This window comes from Mesorhizobium sp. M2A.F.Ca.ET.043.05.1.1 (assembly GCF_003952445.1).
Classification (GTDB): Bacteria; Pseudomonadota; Alphaproteobacteria; order Rhizobiales; family Rhizobiaceae; genus Mesorhizobium.
Window position 1 is genome coordinate 1,739,605 of record NZ_CP034446.1, and the last position, 14,952, is coordinate 1,754,556.

Annotated in this window: 19 protein-coding genes; 14 read left to right on the top strand and 5 right to left on the bottom strand. The window is 62.6% G+C overall.

Annotation, left to right across the window (positions count from 1 at the left end):
* Window positions 1-9 precede the first annotated feature (9 nt).
* The 7 genes from EJ069_RS08200 (at window position 10) to EJ069_RS08230 (ending at window position 5,758) form a co-directional block, all read left to right on the top strand.
* The gene (locus EJ069_RS08200; protein ID WP_126060873.1) at window positions 10-1,056 is read left to right on the top strand and encodes a replication initiator protein A; all 1,047 of its coding nucleotides are present in this window, start codon (window positions 10-12) and stop codon (window positions 1,054-1,056) included.
* Entirely contained in the window at window positions 1,053-1,544 is a 492-nt protein-coding gene (locus tag EJ069_RS08205) for a DUF2840 domain-containing protein (protein ID WP_126060874.1), read from the top strand. Before EJ069_RS08200 ends, EJ069_RS08205 begins: the two co-directional genes overlap by 4 nt.
* A complete protein-coding gene (locus EJ069_RS08210) occupies window positions 1,541-2,086 on the top strand; it encodes a S26 family signal peptidase (RefSeq protein WP_126060875.1) in 546 nt (181 codons plus the stop codon). Before EJ069_RS08205 ends, EJ069_RS08210 begins: the two co-directional genes overlap by 4 nt.
* A gap of 36 nt (window positions 2,087-2,122) precedes the next feature.
* On the top strand, window positions 2,123-2,452 hold the full coding sequence (locus EJ069_RS08215; RefSeq protein ID WP_126060876.1) for a DUF736 family protein: 330 nt from the start codon (window positions 2,123-2,125) through the stop codon (window positions 2,450-2,452).
* Window positions 2,453-2,562: 110 nt separating this feature from the next.
* A complete protein-coding gene (locus EJ069_RS08220; RefSeq protein ID WP_126060877.1) occupies window positions 2,563-3,225 on the top strand; it encodes a lytic transglycosylase domain-containing protein in 663 nt (220 codons plus the stop codon).
* Between the two features lie 242 nt (window positions 3,226-3,467).
* Window positions 3,468-5,207, top strand: a complete 1,740-nt coding sequence (locus EJ069_RS08225; RefSeq protein ID WP_126064659.1) for a VirD2 family relaxase/mobilization nuclease — start codon at window positions 3,468-3,470, stop codon at window positions 5,205-5,207.
* A gap of 305 nt (window positions 5,208-5,512) precedes the next feature.
* On the top strand, window positions 5,513-5,758 hold the full coding sequence (locus EJ069_RS08230; protein ID WP_126060878.1) for a hypothetical protein: 246 nt from the start codon (window positions 5,513-5,515) through the stop codon (window positions 5,756-5,758).
* On the opposite strand, the gene EJ069_RS08235 is transcribed toward EJ069_RS08230, so the two are convergent.
* Window positions 5,752-5,976, bottom strand: coding sequence for a hypothetical protein (locus EJ069_RS08235; RefSeq protein WP_126060879.1), 225 nt, complete (start codon window positions 5,974-5,976; stop codon window positions 5,752-5,754). The genes EJ069_RS08230 and EJ069_RS08235 overlap by 7 nt on opposite strands.
* Window positions 5,963-6,832, bottom strand: coding sequence for an RNA ligase family protein (locus EJ069_RS08240; RefSeq protein ID WP_126060880.1), 870 nt, complete (start codon window positions 6,830-6,832; stop codon window positions 5,963-5,965). Before EJ069_RS08240 ends, EJ069_RS08235 begins: the two co-directional genes overlap by 14 nt.
* A gap of 122 nt (window positions 6,833-6,954) precedes the next feature.
* On the opposite strand from EJ069_RS08240, the gene EJ069_RS08245 reads away from it, so the two are divergent.
* A complete protein-coding gene (locus EJ069_RS08245; RefSeq protein WP_245456468.1) occupies window positions 6,955-7,143 on the top strand; it encodes a hypothetical protein in 189 nt (62 codons plus the stop codon).
* A 95-nt stretch (window positions 7,144-7,238) separates the two neighbouring features.
* On the opposite strand, the gene EJ069_RS08250 is transcribed toward EJ069_RS08245, so the two are convergent.
* The gene (locus tag EJ069_RS08250; protein ID WP_126060882.1) at window positions 7,239-7,460 is read right to left on the bottom strand and encodes a hypothetical protein; all 222 of its coding nucleotides are present in this window, start codon (window positions 7,458-7,460) and stop codon (window positions 7,239-7,241) included.
* 262 nt (window positions 7,461-7,722) lie between these two features.
* Between EJ069_RS08250 and EJ069_RS08255 the strand changes: the two genes are divergently transcribed.
* From EJ069_RS08255 to EJ069_RS08285, 6 genes are all read left to right on the top strand, one after another.
* A complete protein-coding gene (locus EJ069_RS08255; RefSeq protein WP_126060883.1) occupies window positions 7,723-7,956 on the top strand; it encodes a hypothetical protein in 234 nt (77 codons plus the stop codon).
* Between the two features lie 47 nt (window positions 7,957-8,003).
* Complete coding sequence (locus tag EJ069_RS08260) at window positions 8,004-8,246, top strand: hypothetical protein (RefSeq protein WP_126060884.1); 243 nt, start codon at window positions 8,004-8,006, stop codon at window positions 8,244-8,246.
* Between the two features lie 151 nt (window positions 8,247-8,397).
* Entirely contained in the window at window positions 8,398-8,691 is a 294-nt protein-coding gene (locus EJ069_RS08265; RefSeq protein ID WP_126060885.1) for a hypothetical protein, read from the top strand.
* A gap of 970 nt (window positions 8,692-9,661) precedes the next feature.
* The gene (locus EJ069_RS08270) at window positions 9,662-10,201 is read left to right on the top strand and encodes a class I SAM-dependent methyltransferase (protein WP_189341622.1); all 540 of its coding nucleotides are present in this window, start codon (window positions 9,662-9,664) and stop codon (window positions 10,199-10,201) included.
* Between the two features lie 635 nt (window positions 10,202-10,836).
* Window positions 10,837-12,822: a conjugal transfer protein TraG gene (locus tag EJ069_RS08280; protein WP_126060888.1), complete on the top strand. Its 1,986-nt coding sequence runs from the start codon at window positions 10,837-10,839 to the stop codon at window positions 12,820-12,822.
* Window positions 12,823-12,827: 5 nt separating this feature from the next.
* Entirely contained in the window at window positions 12,828-13,268 is a 441-nt protein-coding gene (locus EJ069_RS08285; protein WP_126060889.1) for a CopG family transcriptional regulator, read from the top strand.
* Window positions 13,269-13,362: 94 nt separating this feature from the next.
* Here the strand turns inward: EJ069_RS08285 and ehuB are convergent, their stop codons facing one another.
* Both ehuB and EJ069_RS08295 read right to left on the bottom strand, forming a co-directional pair.
* Window positions 13,363-14,238: an ectoine/hydroxyectoine ABC transporter substrate-binding protein EhuB gene (gene ehuB, locus EJ069_RS08290; protein WP_245456469.1), complete on the bottom strand. Its 876-nt coding sequence runs from the start codon at window positions 14,236-14,238 to the stop codon at window positions 13,363-13,365.
* A 232-nt stretch (window positions 14,239-14,470) separates the two neighbouring features.
* On the bottom strand, window positions 14,471-14,938 hold the full coding sequence (locus EJ069_RS08295) for an Lrp/AsnC family transcriptional regulator (protein WP_126060890.1): 468 nt from the start codon (window positions 14,936-14,938) through the stop codon (window positions 14,471-14,473).
* Window positions 14,939-14,952 lie beyond the last annotated feature (14 nt).

Genomic DNA, 14,952 nt, shown 5'->3' on the forward strand with positions numbered 1-14,952 from the left:
GCCTCCCGTATGTCTCTAAGACCACGCCAACCCTCGGAGCGCGGACAGCTCGATCTGTTCCAGGCGCTGCCAGGTGTCACTGCACCACGCGATGCGCAGGATCTCATGGCCTATCCATTCTTTTCCCTTGCCAAATCCAGGCGCGTCGCGCCGATTGATTTTCGCGCCGGCGATGTGGCGATCCGTGTCGAAGCAATGCCCGATCATGGCATGGCGACGATCTGGGATGCCGACATCCTGATCTGGGCCGCGAGCCAAATTGTCAACGCGCGGGATGCCGGATTGCGCACGTCGCGTCTGATGGCCGCGACGCCATACGAAATACTCAGATTCATCGGGCGCGGGGTCTCGAAGCGAGACTACCAGCGCCTCAAAGCTGCGCTCGACCGGCTACAGGCGACAAGCGTGGTCACCTCCATTCGCCAGCCTGTTGAAGGCCGGCGCCATCGCTTCTCGTGGATCAACGAATGGCAGGAACGCTGCGGGCGCAACGGCTGCCCGCTCGGCGTCGAGCTGATCTTGCCAGACTGGTTCTACCGCGCCGTCATGGATGATGCGCTGATCCTGACGATTGACCGTGCATACTTCGCGCTGACGGGCGGTCTTGAGCGCTGGCTCTACCGGCTGGTGCGCAAGCATGGCGGTCGCCAGCGCGCTGGCTGGCGTTTCGACATTAGCCACTTGCATCGCAAGTCCGGCAGCCTCTCGCCGCTCAAGCGCTTCGCCTTCGAGCTGCGTGACATCGTGCGCCGCCAGCCTTTGCCCGGGTACCTTGTGTTCACCGAGGTCGAAGCCGGCGGCCGTGTGTTGTTGGCTTTCGAGCCGACTCCCATGACTGTTGACAGGTTCGTGCCATCGGGAACCCGAACTATCGTGCCATCGGGAACCGCGTCCTCGTGCTTTCGGGAACCGCGACTGGCGCCAAGCTGCGGACCGGGCGCGGAAAATCGCGCTCCTAACTTAGAGTCTAACTCTCAATCTAACAGTCTTGCGCCCAAGCCACGGACTGGCGGTGAGCAGCGGTGGCTTGGCCGGCGCGAGGGAGACGACGCATGACGCCGTCAACTCCATCGACGCCGCGCGGCGATCTGACGACGGTCGAGCTGACCTGGATCGAGAAGCGGATCGAGCATCGCCTCCGCTTCGGACGTCCTGCCAATCAGACGATCATCGACAAGCGGCGCCGTGTCGTCGCCTTTGCGTCGGGCAGTGTCTTTGCGTTCGTGCGCTGGGCGGCGAACGATTTTGGCACCATCGTTTCGCGCATCGACATCGTGCGCGCCGTCTTTCCCGGTGAAGCCTATCAGACGCTGCCTTACATCCGGCCAGGCGGCGAGATTCTTCTCAAGATCGCGGGCTGGGAGAAGGTCGAGCGCGTTCTCGAATTGATCGATGCGATCGAGGCGATCGGCCTCGATCCGGTCGAGGCGGCACCCGACTATTGGCGCCAGAGCCACAACAGGCTGGTCGCCGGCGGAACGCCGCGAGCCTATTCGCTCGAGCAGCACCGGGCCTTTCTGTTGCGCAAGCGAGCGACATCATGAGCCGCATCGCTTCCATGGCCGCGACGCTCGTGGCCGTCGTCGCCACGGTCGCTCCGGCTGCGATTGGGATGCCGCCGCTTTTGCTATGGAACGCGTCGGCCAGCGCGCCGATCGGGTTCTACGCGATCGGCGAAATGGTCGTTCCAACGGCTGGCGCGCTTGCCGTCATCGACCCGCCAGCGACCGTCGCGCTCTTCGCCGCCGAGCGAGGCTACCTTCCGCTCGGGGTGCCGATGCTGAAGCACATCGAGGCGCTTCCTGGGCAGGAAGTCTGCCGCCTCGGTCGCCTCATCACGGTGAACGGGCGTGCGCTTGGCGTCGCATTGGAGCGTGATCGCAAAGGGCGCGCGCTACCTGACTGGCAGGGCTGCCGCATCGTCGCCGGCGACGAAATCTTCGTCATGAACCGACAAGTCCAAGACAGTCTCGACGGCCGCTATTTCGGCCCTTTCCCGGCGACCTCGATCGTCGGACGCGCGCTGCCGCTTTGGACCGACGAGAGCGGCGATGGCCACTTCGCCTGGCTTGCTCCGGCAACCTGAAAATTCACCCAGCCAACGAGAGGAAGGAGATGGACCATGGGCGAGATCGGCGTCTTCCAGAAAACAGAATCCGGTTACTCAGGACGCATTCGAACACTGCTCATCGATGCCGAGCTGGTGCTCGTCCCGACGACGACCTCCGACGGCAAGGCGCCGGATTTCCGTATCCATATCGGCGCGCCCGGCGGTCCAGAAGTCGGCGCCGCCTGGAAGGAAACCGGCCAAACGGCTGGCGACTACCTGTCCTGCCGATTGGAGGATCCGCTGTTCGGCCGACGCTTCCGCGCCGGTCTCTTCCGATCCGATGACGGCTCCTGGTCGCTGCGCTGGATCCGCCCGAAACCAAAGCCGGAGCGTGCGCGGTGAGTGGGCCATCGGCGCCGAGCTGCGCGGACGAAAGTCGCCCCATCCGTCGGTTGCGCAGTCGGAGTGGCGCACTTTGTCTTGTCGTTGGCATGCTGATCCTCTGTGACGCAATGACAGGGGCGGCCGCACAATCCGCTCCGGCCTCCAGCAAATCCGTGGACGATCCTTATGCCGCGCATATCGCCGAGGCATCGCATCGCTTCCGCGTACCTCAGCGCTGGATACGGGCAGTCATGTATCTCGAAAGCGCCCGCGATCCGCGCGCGGTCTCGCGAAAGGGGGCAGTGGGTTTGATGCAGATCATGCCCGCGACCTGGGCTGAGCTGCGCCTTCGTCACCAACTCGGCCGCGATCCCTATGATCCGCGCGACAACATCCTAGCCGGAACGGCCTATCTTCGCGAACTCTTTGATCGATACGGCTCACCGGGCTTCCTGGCCGCCTACAATGCCGGGCCGCGGCGTTACGAAGCCTCCTTGAAGGGCCGCCCGCTCCCGGCTGAGACCCGGGCCTATGTTGCAAAGCTTCGCCCTTTCTGGGGCGGCGGTGATGCGCCCGGCTCGCTTGCCGCCGCCGACGCAAAGGCCGTGAGCTGGCGGATCGCGCCTCTCTTCGTGCCGCAGTCGGCCTCCGGGCCTGGATCGGATCTTGCGCGCGGCCAAGGCGCTTCCGCCGCGCATTCGGTGGCAGCTTCCGTGGGCGATGTTTTCGCGGCTGGCTCGCAGCGGCGCGAGCTGTTCGTCGGGTCCGAAGCAGGGGCATCGGTGCGGTGACGGCGAAATCTGCAAATCGCACCCGGGCGTTTTGCTGGACGTCAGGGCGTAGGGAAGGGGAGCGCGCGAGGCAACAACCGAGGGATGGCAAGATAAAAGGGCGCACATTGTGCTGCGGCCGGACGGTTGGATTTGCTGGGCTTTTCGAGGCTTTCCTCACATTGCAACGGGTAGGCGCAATGTGTTGAGAGCATCTAAATCATTGTATTTGCCTAGCTGTTCGAAATGTGCAGGCGCTTGCCGTGTCCGATGAGCGCGAATTCCGTGTCCGTCCGGGTCGCATTCGCTCGACGCGAGCCCAATCGTCGCGGCCCTTCGTCGCCCAGGCGCTTGCGGCGGCCCAAAAGGCTGGCGGCAGCGTGTCGCGTTCCGGCCGCATCGGGTCGGGCAAGCGCTCGCAGTTCGGACGCGGCCGCGCGGCGAGCATTCAGGCCAACCGTTTGCTTACCGGCCGCTCCCGCGTCGCCACGATCAAGACCCGGGTGGTCCGCCATTCGAAGCATGGCGCGCCGCTTTCGACCCACCTCAACTACCTGAGCCGCGAGGGCGTCACGCGGGACAACGCGAAAGCCCGAATGTTCGGGCCCGAGATCGACGATGCGTCGACCACGGATTTCGCCGCGCGCTGCAAGGAGGACCGGCATCATTTCCGCCTCATCATCTCGCCAGAGGACGCTGTCGAGATGGCCGACCTGAAATCCTTCAGCCGTGATCTCATGAGTCTCATGGAGAAGGATCTCGGCACGGCGCTCGACTGGATCGCGGTCGATCATTGGAACACCGACAATCCGCATGTCCATGTCATCCTGCGCGGCCGGACCGATGACGGGCAGGACCTGGTGATTTCGCGCGACTACATCAGTCGCGGCATGCGCGATCGCGCTAGCGAGCTCATCACGCAGGAGCTCGGCCCTCGGTCCGATCTCGAAATCCGTCGGCATGTCCAACGCCAGGTCGAGGCTGAGCGATGGACCGGGCTCGACCGTCAGTTGATGCGCGATTCGCGCGACAACGCTGTCATCGATCTCGCGCCGCACGCCGATCGCCTGCCTGATGAATCCACCGCGCTTAAGCTGGGTCGGTTGCGCAAACTAGAAACGCTCGGCCTCGCCGAGCAGCTCGGTCCAGGCCAATGGATCGTCAGCGAGAGGGCCGAGGCAACGCTGCGCGAGATGGGCGAGCGCGCCGATATCATCAAACGCCTGCATCGCGCATTCTCGGACCGCGATATTGAACGCGCGAGCTCCAGCTACGTGCTGGCCGCCGAGAACCTCGATGGGCCGATTGTCGGCCGTCTAATCGAGCGCGGGCTGGATGACGAACTCAAGGGCACCGCCTATGCGGTCGTCGACGGCGTCGACGGCCGTTGCCATCACGTCCGGCTCGCCGATCTCGAGGCGGCCGGCGACGGCGCGCCGGGCTCGATCGTTGAACTGCGCAAATTTGTGGACGTTCAGGGGCGCCGACGCCTGGCGCTCGCTGTGCGCTCCGATCTGGATCTCGACAGACAGGTCGCTGCGGAGGGGGCGACCTGGCTCGACAGGCAGGCGCTCGCCGGTCCCGCGGCAGCTCTTTCCGATGGCGGCTTCGGTGCCGAGGTGCGGCAGGCGCTCGACCGGCGCGTCGAGCAGCTTGTCGGCTTGGGTCTGGCTGAGCGCCAACCGGCCGGGACCGTCTTTGCCGGCAACCTGATCGAAACGCTGCGCCGAAGGGAACTCGATGCGCTGGGAAGCAGGCTCGCGGCCCAAACCGGCCAGCCATTCAACCGAGCCGGCAAAGGCCAATTCGTCTCTGGTACTTACAGTCAGCGCTTCGCGCTCGCATCTGGCCGTTTCGCGATGATCGATGACGGACTCGGCTTCCAGCTCGTGCCGTGGACACCGTCGTTGGAGCGCCATGTTGGCAAGCACGTCTCCGGCGTCATTCGTGGCGACGGCGGCGCCGATTGGAATTTCGGTCGCAAGCTAAGTCTCGGCTTGTGACGGCGCTCTCACCCGGGGCTTGGAGGTGCGACGGAACATACTTCGAGCGTATCGACCTTCTCGTGCGCCATGAGAACAAAATGAGAACAAATTCCTTGCCCGTCAAGCCGGTCTGTGGAATCTTTCTGTCATGAGCGACGAGCCGACACGCCTTGGAGAGCTGATCACGCAGCGCCCCCCAGGCCCGCTCCGGCACGTCTGCGAACACGAAGGCTGCGGCAAGGATGCCGGCTGGGGATTTGCCAAGCCGAAGAGACCGTCGCACTGGTTCTGCTACGAGCACCGCGGCGACGGGAGGCCTGCCTTTGATCGGAAAGCCGCGGCGCACCGGCGACTACCCCGATCGCGAGGTCGATTGTCAGGAGGCCATGGAGCCCGGTTTTCAGGCCATCATAGATTGCATGATCGAGGCAGGCTGGTCTCGCGGGGAGGCCAAGCGATCGGTCCGCCGGCTGATCGCCGCCGACAACATGACCCAGCAGGAAAATGCCAAGGTGGAAGCAGAGCTCGCGATCGCGCGAGCGATGATCCGGGCCGGCCGGCCTCAATGATCAGAGCTGTGCGCCACCGCACTCTCGGCCAGCTCTCCCTCGAAGCTTTCGCTCACCGGACTCCGGGGCTCGCTGCCGAGTGACACGCCGCCAAAGCCCTGCAGCTGCATGATCGCCCAACATTCCGGCACAGCCCGTTCCTTGCCGTCCTTGCGCGCCTGCTGGCCATACATCCAGGCATGGGCGATGCGCTCCTGATCCTTCTTAGTGACCGGCATCATTGTCCTCCCAGAAGTCCTTTAGCATCGCGTGCCGAAGCTGCTCTTCGCCTTTCAGGAACCGCACTCTGCCTGAAAGGCCCGGCTTCAGCCATTCCGCCTTTTGCATTTTGAGCCCCTTCGGCGGCGGCGCGCCGACCTTGCCTTGCACCCTGTCCCATAGCGCTTGGCGCTTGTCCGCCTTGAAGGTCACGAAGGCGCCGCCCATGTAGCGGCCCTTGTCGGCCATCAATACCATGGCCGGCTTGCCGCGCTCGCGCTGCACGCCGATGATGTCCATTTCCTTCTCGATGTAACACTTGATCTTCCGCCAGTTCATGGTCGAGCCGGAGCGGTAAACGCTATCCAGCCGCTTCGAGACGATGCCTTCCAGGTTCGCTTCGCAAGCAAGGTGGTAGACGGCGTCGCCAGTGCCTGGCAGGGCCTCGCTGAACTGGATATGACCGCCGGCCGGAACAAGCGCTTGTAAGACTTCCCTGCGGTCGCTGAGCGGCATGTCGCGAAGGTCGTGGCCGTTGAGGTGGAGAAGATCGAAAGCCACCAGGTAGAGGTGTTGCGGGCGCCGCGTGATGGCCGAGCGCAGCGCATGGAAATCGGAAAGGCCCGCGTCGTTGGTTACGATGATCTCACCTTCGATGACGAAGCTCTCGGCCTTCAGCTTTGCCGCTTCTGCCGCGGTCGGCCGATACTTGCTCGTCCAGTCGATCCCGGTCTTCGTATAGAGCCGGATACCATTCTCGTCCTTGATAAGCTGGGTTCTGTAGCCGTCAAATTTCACCTCATGCGACCAGCCATCGCCCTTCGGAGGCTGCTCGACCAGCTCGGGCTCCATCGGCTTGATGAAATTGAGACGCAACGCACAACCCCAACACAACGCTTTCAAGGCGCGGGCCGCTACCTTAGTTCCGGAACATTTTAGCAAAATTGAATGTTTATTTGGTTATGAAGAACGATCCTGAGTGCCGGGCAGCGCTCCGCATGATCCGGGCAACGATCGAGGAGTATTGCCCGCCCGGCGTCCTGATGAGCGAGGACCAGGTGAACGGCCAGTATGGCCCGACGCTGCTCGACGAAGCCGAGGCACTGTCGGTTGCGATTGTTGCCACGGTGGAGCGGCTCAGTTTTGAGCCCCGAGAGTTCCCTCCAGCGTCGAGCATAAAGACGTGAGTTTCCCCTCAGCACCGGAGCTGACTGCTGCCCATGACGTGAGGAAGCCGAGACTCTCACAAAAAGGCGCCGGGAAGCGCGTAAGCCGCTGCCTCCTAGCTCGCCCGGCGGTAGGCCTGTGTGGTCTGAACCGCCTCAAGCAGCTCTTCTTCCGTTCTCCGGCCGCTCTCGAACATGTTGACAAGAAGCAACGCGGTAGCTTCGGCGTCCGGGGAACCCGGCTGGCAACCGCGCTCGCGGCACAGGACGTCAAACACGCGCTTCAGCACGTCAAGGTCTTCTGGATAAAAGGCATTAGTCGGCAGGTACCGTTGCATCTCTCTATTCCCGTTGAGGGCGAGAGTGCGTTGGTCGCTCTCAAGCAGCGGAGCCCGTAACATAGCCGCTGACCAGCGCACCTTGGCCGCTTACGAAGCGGCTGTCTATTGCATTTGACGTAGCGGCCCGACAGGATCTCGGGATCACGGGTCAAAACGACCACTGTGGCCCGATGACGAGCCCACGTTCCTACCAAGAGGGCCTTGGTGACAGGCGAACCAATACCGACCTCGCGCTCGCGCCTCTGAGCCGGAACAAGGATTGGCGCTCATCGTTGGATCGGTGACCGAATCGGGGCCAAGCATGAAAACCTACCAAGTCGAAGAAATGGCCGGCGAGACGCCGGTTTCCCGTCAAACAGTCACCGCCAATTCGCCGTGGGAGGCTGCGAGCATCGGTACCAAGAAAGAGGTCCAGGCGCGCAGAGATGAGCGGCTATGGGTTCGCGTCACCGAGGAAAGCAGCCGCGCGGTGTACAAATACGCGTTCAAGTAGTCCCCGCGGGCGAGCGGAACGAGAAAAGGACAGCAGCGTTCCTGTCCATGGTTCTCGCCGAAGAGATCGAAATGGTGAAAGGCCATGTGAGGGTGGGTGAGCAGCATCTGCTCCGTCAACACGAACTCATTGCCCAACTGGAGCGGGACAATCTGCCGACGCGCGTCGCGATCGATTTCCTCCAGCAATTAGAGGACATGCAAGCTCTGCACCGCCTGCATTTGTCTCGGCTCCTGCGCAAGGCTGTGGATAGTAACCCCTCGTTCACCATATCAGGGCATTCGAATTGAAGGCCCAGACAGCTCTCATAATCTGGCCTTGCGTCAATTGAGACGCGCCCCCGCCCAATACTGGCGGCCGACGCTTTCATGTACGGACCCCAAATCCTCGTATGCGTCGGCCGCTGGATTTTCACGCGGGGAAGTTCGCGGGGGCGAAATCATGCAGTGGCTTGAGCGCATAACGGCGGGCATGTCCGCCAGAGAATTTCTGGTAGTGCCGCCCAGGGAAGCCCGCTACGAAAGTGCAGCCTATCGGGCGCAGATGGAAGCCGCCCTGTCGGCTGCGATGCCGGACTATACGTTTACCGTGACGCTTGAGCATCCCCAGAGGCAGGACGAGGAGGATATCTTTGTCGAGCCGAATGGCGTGGTGCTCGATCTGGCGCCGTTTCTACAGCGCGTTGCCGAGGCATTGGCGCCGTTCATTGCTGACAGGGCGCCCAGGCCGAACTAGCCCAAACATACGATGCCCGGCCTGCGGGGAGTCGGGGGGACTTCGGGCAGACAGGCCGGGCCCTTACCCCGGTTGAGTGCGGGGCAGAACAACACTATGCGCCAGTTGTGACAAGCCCGCATTATCAATGCTAGGTATCGCTAATGAAAAGCCCGTCGCAGCTAATAAGCGTAAGCGACGGGCTTCTTGCGACCTTTTTCCAGTCCAACGGCTAACATCCGAGGGGCCGACCGCTGCACAGAAACTCAGCGGCGTGCAATGTGTTCCATTTTTCTACTTGAAGCTGCCTTCCCCATTGTCCATCGCTGCGAAGATCACTCGAAAACGCTGTCGACTCGATCGCCGCAATGTCTTCCCGTTGCGCCGCCCTCATCAGCTCGTCAGCCAAGTCACTTACCGCAACCAGGTTGCGCTCATAAACGAGCCCGCACCGAGGGGAACGGTGCGGGCTCGAGTAGGGAAGCAAAAACCCGACGCGACGCTGTAAAGACGCTCTCGGGAAAGGGCAACGTCGAGCTTCAAACACCGCCTGGTCGGAATGTTCCACCAGGGTCAATGCCGATTATTCAAAAAGCGGGCCTCTCTAACCAATGACGGCCAGTCTGTGCCGATCATTTTTCCACCAACTCCTGGGCCTGCTCCTCAGAAATCTCTGCCTCCTTAATGAGGCGAGGAATCAATAAGTCCGCATCATTCTCGAAATCGTCTTTGTCGTTACCGTCACGCATTACGCAACTCCTTCACCGAATGGTGAATGAAGCAGCCTCGAGAAGGTTTCGGAGGCCTTCCTGGATGTAACAGAATGTGAAAAAGGCCCCCGGCCGGATCAATTTCGGCGACATAATAGTTGCTCGCAGCGGACCGACCCGCCTATGCTCTTCGCTGGGCTGGGAGTGACATGGCGCCAAGGTTCTTAGCAAAACAGCTTGCTCGTCCGGCCGGGATCGGCGGCTGGCTAGTCCGAGCCGGAATGAATCGTGGCAACGCTCGGCTGAACAGCTACGCTCTCGATCAATTACAGCTGGTGCCTGACGATCAAGTCTTGGAGATCGGCTTCGGCGGCGGCGCGGCACTCCTGCGACTTCTCAGCGGCGCATCGTTCGTCTGCGGTGTTGATCGCTCTCATGATGTTGTGAGCGCTGCCACCCGCAAGTTTGCCGACGCGGTCGGCGCCGGACGAGCCCAGTTTCACGTGGGCGCGGTTGAGAAACTTCCGCTGCAGGATGCGACATTCACCAAAGCCCTAAGCGTTCACACCGTATACTTCTGGCAGAGTCTTGAAGCCGGATCTGCGGAGCTCGCCCGAGTTCTCGCGCCGGGCGGCCGCGTCGTGTTGGGCTTCCTCCCCAAGAGGCATATGGACCGGATGAACATGCCGGCCGATATCTTCACCCCGCGCGAGCCGGACGACATCGTCGCCGCTTTGAAAGCCACGGGATTCAGAGAGATCGAGGTTCGAACGCCGAACTCGGAGACGACCTGGGCCGTCGCTACAGGTGTGCGAAACTGAGTTTCTCAAGTCTGGTGAACGGACGGCAACAAAAAAGCCCGCCGGCCCGAACCCGCAGGCTTGATGTGCTGCCAGGCGCCAAAGTCTACGCGACAGGCCCAGAGACAATGATCACCTCCGCAGCGACGGTCCCAAGGCGGTCGCGCTTTTGGAGAGTTGGCTTCTCGTAAGTCTTCTTCATGGGAACCCGGCGAAGACAGCCAGCGCTGGTCGGTCACCTGGGTGAGAACTGCCTTGAGGCTTTTCAATGGGTCGATCCGCCGTGCCTGTGGCGAGCGCCAGGCGCGCCGCCTTGCGGCGGGCATGCTAGCCACAGGCGAACCCACCGATCGCCAGGGCCGCGCTGACCAGGGCGAGCTGGCTCTGTAGGTGGGAAGCCTGCCGGCTGTCCCGCCCGCGACGCCGCTACCGGCTGCGGCATCGGCCGGCCTGCTCGACGCGCGCTTTTGGGATCCTAAGCAAAAGGCTCGCCTTCGGCTGCCGTTGACGAATTTTGGCATCCGCGACATTGCGCCGGGATCGTCGCCGCCGATCGCTTGTTTTCCTTGCCGGCAGTGCGCCGCAGCGCCATCGGCGCGAGGCGGCGGTTGAATCTCACCGCAACCTCGTTGAAGTGCCGGCATAAGGAGAAACGTGTGTCGGGAACGAAAGTCCTTTGGGGGCAGATCGTCGCTGTCCTCCTGGTCGTGCTCTTCACGACCTGGGGATCGACACAATGGTCGGCGTGGCAACTAGGCTACCAAGTGGGGTTGGGAACGCCGTGGTTCGTGATCGGCGGCATGCCAGTCTATTATCCGCCTGCCATCTTCTGGTGGTGGTATTTCTACGGAGCCTACGCGCCTGCCATCTTCCTGCGCGGTGGTCTCATTGCCGCGTCTGGTGGCTTCGTCGCTATCGCCGTGGCGATCGGGATGTCGCTGTGGCGTGCCCGCGAGGCGACGAATGTCGAGACTTACGGCTCCGCCCGCTGGGCCGAAAAGAGCGAGGTGCAGGCGGCAGGCCTGCTCGCCCCGGACGGCGTGGTGCTGGGGCGGTATGGGTCTCACTACCTGCGCCACGATGGGCCAGAGCATGTGCTTTGCTTTGCGCCGACGCGTTCGGGAAAGGGGGTCGGCCTTGTCGTGCCCTCGCTGCTCACCTGGTCTGGCTCGGCGATCGTCCATGACATCAAGGGCGAGAACTGGGGCCTGACCGCCGGTTTCCGCGCCCGCCACGGCCGTGTGCTGCTTTTTGATCCGACCAATTCCAGATCCGACGCTTACAACCCATTGCTCGAGGTCCGCCGCGGTGAATGGGAGGTCCGCGACGTGCAAAACATCGCCGACATCCTAGTCGATCCCGAGGGTTCGCTTGAACGGCGCAATCATTGGGAAAAGACGAGCCACGCGCTTCTGGTCGGCGCGATCCTGCATGTGCTCTATGCCGGGCCGGAAAAGACACTGGCCGGCGTGGCGGCATTCCTGTCCGATCCGAAGCGGCCGATCGAATCGACCCTGGCAGCGATGATGACCACGCCGCATCTGGGGCAGGGCGGTCCGCACCCGGTCATCGCCAGCGCGGCGCGTGAGTTGCTGAACAAGTCCGACAACGAACGCTCCGGCGTGCTCTCGACGGCGATGTCCTTTCTTGGGCTCTATCGCGATCCGGTCGTGGCCGAGGTGACCCGCGCATGCGGCTGGCGCATCGCCGATCTGGTCACCGACACCCGTCCGGCAACGCTCTATCTCGTCGTGCCGCCCTCCGACATCAGTCGCACCAAGCCGCTGATCCGTCTTATCCTCAACCAGGTCGGCCGCCGCCTGACCGAGGATTTGCATGCCGGGACCGATCGTCACCGCTTGCTTCTGATGCTTGACGAGTTTCCGGCGCTTGGACGGCTCGATTTCTTCGAATCCGCGCTCGCTTTCATGGCCGGCTATAGGCTGAAGAGCTTCCTGATCGCGCAATCCCTCAATCAGATCGAGAAGGCCTACGGGCCCAACAATTCCATTCTGGACAACTGCCATGTGCGCGTCAGCTTCGCGACCAATGACGAACGCACCGCCAAGCGTGTCTCCGATGCCCTTGGCACGGCTACCGAGCTGAAGGCGATGAAGAACTATGCCGGTCACCGGCTCTCACCATGGCTCGGTCACCTCATGGTTTCACGCTCAGAGACGGCACGGCCCTTGCTGACGCCCGGCGAGATCATGCAATTGCCGGCTGGCGACGAGATCGTCATGCTGGCTGGCACGCCGCCGATCCGGGCCAGGAAGGCGCGCTATTTCGAGGACCTGCGGTTGCGGGAGCGCATTCTGCCGCCACCGGCTCTTTCGGGTCGATTTGAACCGCAGCCTGACGATTGGACGAACCTCCCGTTGCCGCTTTCTCCATCTGGTACACCAGCCACAACTGCCGGAGCGGGAGTCCAGGAGGACTCGACCGACTCCGAATGGCGGTGCCAGCCCGAGCTCGATCCCTTTCTGCCGGCTGCAACGGAGCCGACGTTCGTCAACGAGTTCGAGCCCGATGCGGCCGACGAGACGGATGATCTCGCCGCGAGCAGCAGCCGGTTGGCTCGCCTAGCGCGAGGCGTGGCGCGGCAGATCGCGCTCGATCCGGATGACGGCATGGAGTTGTGACGACCGTGACGTCAGCCAAGAAGAAGGTGCAGATTTCCGTCTATCTCGATCCTGCCGTGAGGGAGGGGCTGGTCGAATATGCTGCCCGGCGCGATCGATCCCAGTCGCTTGTTGCTGAGGCGGCGATCGCCTCTTTCCTCTCTCCGGATGCCGACGGCCAGCGTGAGGCGGCGGTGTCCAAACGGCTCGACCGGATCGACCGCCGGATCGCCAGGCTGGAGCGAGATGTCGGCATCTCCATCGAAACGCTGGCCGTGTTCGTGCGCTTCTGGCTGGCGACCACACCCGCTTTGCCTGAGCCGATGGCCCAGGCAGCGCGCGCCAAGGGAAGCGAGCGTTATGAGGCTTTCGTTGCCGCCCTCGGCAGGCGGCTGGCCAAAGGACCAACCTTGGGGCAGGAAATCCCAGAAGACGTCGCTCCGTCGATCGATCCATCACAAGATTGACCTGAAAGGGCATATCGGCTGAGGGTCGCGCCGCCTGAGCCCGCGCGACGCCTCCAAGTCCTGTTGGTGCAAACGCCTTCGAGTGGCAGAACCGTCAGTTGGCGGCACCGCATAGCTGCGAGGTCGTCAATCCTGGCGGCACGTTTTCCGAGCGGCCAAATCCATACTTCGCCATGATGGTGGCGATCGTGCCGTTCGACATGACCTTCGCCAGACCCTGATTGTAGAGGTCACGCAGATCCCCATCGCCCTTCCTGAAGGCGATCGCGATATAGCTGATCGACTTCTCGCTGGTCGTGAACGGGCTGGCGCGCTCCAAATCGGGGCTCTTGTTGCCGGCAAGCAGCCCGATCACTGTCGGAGAAGAGAACACGGCGGCGTCTATGCGGCCGGCGCGCAATGCCGCCAGATTGGTCTCGATGTCAGGGAACTGCAGGATGCGGTCCTCCGGCACGCCCTCGGCGATGGCATTCCCGATCACGTTGCTGCCGCGGCCACCGCCCATGATCGCGTCGGATTTCTTGGCAAGATCGGCATAGCTGTGGATCGCCTTGGGGTTGCCAGCCAGCACGACCGCCGCGTCGTCCGTTCTCAGATCGGGGGCGCCGAAGGCGACTTGCTGGCAGCGCGGCGGTGTGATCGAAAGGCCTGACGCCACGGCATCGAAACGCCCCGCCATCAGGCCCGGAATCAAGGCGCCGAACTCGGTCACCTCGAAATCGACCTGTTTGACGCCGAGATCGGCAAAAGCGGCTCTGAGGAGATCCGGGTGCCAGCCCAGCAATTCGCCGGTTTCCTCCTTCTTGTAGCCCCATGGCGCGCGGTTATGGATACCGATGACGATCCTTCCGTTATTCAGGACGCGTTCTTTCGTCGTTTCCGCCGTGGCCGGCAGCACAGATCCGACAAGCGCGGCATAGGCGATGCAGGCCAGGCCAACGGCGGCCGATCGGGCTCGAAATTTCATCATGTAGTCCTCCCATCAGATTGAGTTTTCGCGCAGGCGTTCCGCCCTGGCCGCTCAACGCTACGTTGCGGAGGTGTAGTCAGTCAATCTATATGTACAAAATATGTACGTACTGTTGCCATAGAGGGAATGGGAAGCGCTGTCGCTCCTCGCGAGGGAATCAAACATGCGCGTGAACTACCCTCGGGCGCGTCCAATCTCGCCCAGTTGCCGCCGCGATGGCCGCTGCGGTCGGCTAGATAGGCAAGGCTTCCGAGCGCTTGACCTGGCCGAGCGCGAAGCTGCTTTCGATCGAAGCGATGTTATCCAGCCGCGTCAGCTTGTCCTTGATGAACCGTTCATAGGCCTCGAGGTCGCGCACCACGATGCGCATCAGGTAGTCCCGCTGGCCGGTCATCAGATAACAATCGACCACCTCGGGCCAGCGCAGCACGGCTTGCGAGAAGCGATCGAGATCGTCCTCGCGTTGCCGTTCGAGCTTGATTGATGCGAAAGCGCTGATCGGCAGGCCGAGCTTCTTCTGGTCGACCACCACGGTGTAGCCTTTGATAACCCCTGCGCTCTCCAGGATTCTGACGCGTCGGGCGCAAGGCGAGGGCGAAAGACCGACGGCCTCGGCGAGATCATTCGTCGTCGCCTTGGCGTTTTTCTGCAGCGCTGCGATAATCTTCAAGTCGATTGCATCAAGCGCCGGATTTGGCATGTTTCCCTCGTCTG

Coding starts and splice junctions, on each gene's coding strand:
- ehuB (WP_245456469.1), bottom strand. CDS start 14,238: ATGATGAAATTTCGAGCCCGATCGGCCGCCGTTGGCCTGGCCTGCATC.
- EJ069_RS08245 (WP_245456468.1), top strand. CDS start 6,955: ATGATCCGGGCAACGATCGAGGAGTATTGCCCGCCCGGCGTCCTGATG.
- EJ069_RS08220 (WP_126060877.1), top strand. CDS start 2,563: ATGACAGGGGCGGCCGCACAATCCGCTCCGGCCTCCAGCAAATCCGTG.
- EJ069_RS08205 (WP_126060874.1), top strand. CDS start 1,053: ATGACGCCGTCAACTCCATCGACGCCGCGCGGCGATCTGACGACGGTC.
- EJ069_RS08210 (WP_126060875.1), top strand. CDS start 1,541: ATGAGCCGCATCGCTTCCATGGCCGCGACGCTCGTGGCCGTCGTCGCC.
- EJ069_RS08270 (WP_189341622.1), top strand. CDS start 9,662: ATGAATCGTGGCAACGCTCGGCTGAACAGCTACGCTCTCGATCAATTA.
- EJ069_RS08260 (WP_126060884.1), top strand. CDS start 8,004: ATGGTTCTCGCCGAAGAGATCGAAATGGTGAAAGGCCATGTGAGGGTG.
- EJ069_RS08250 (WP_126060882.1), bottom strand. CDS start 7,460: ATGCAACGGTACCTGCCGACTAATGCCTTTTATCCAGAAGACCTTGAC.
- EJ069_RS08200 (WP_126060873.1), top strand. CDS start 10: ATGTCTCTAAGACCACGCCAACCCTCGGAGCGCGGACAGCTCGATCTG.
- EJ069_RS08235 (WP_126060879.1), bottom strand. CDS start 5,976: ATGCCGGTCACTAAGAAGGATCAGGAGCGCATCGCCCATGCCTGGATG.
- EJ069_RS08215 (WP_126060876.1), top strand. CDS start 2,123: ATGGGCGAGATCGGCGTCTTCCAGAAAACAGAATCCGGTTACTCAGGA.
- EJ069_RS08295 (WP_126060890.1), bottom strand. CDS start 14,938: ATGCCAAATCCGGCGCTTGATGCAATCGACTTGAAGATTATCGCAGCG.
- EJ069_RS08265 (WP_126060885.1), top strand. CDS start 8,398: ATGCAGTGGCTTGAGCGCATAACGGCGGGCATGTCCGCCAGAGAATTT.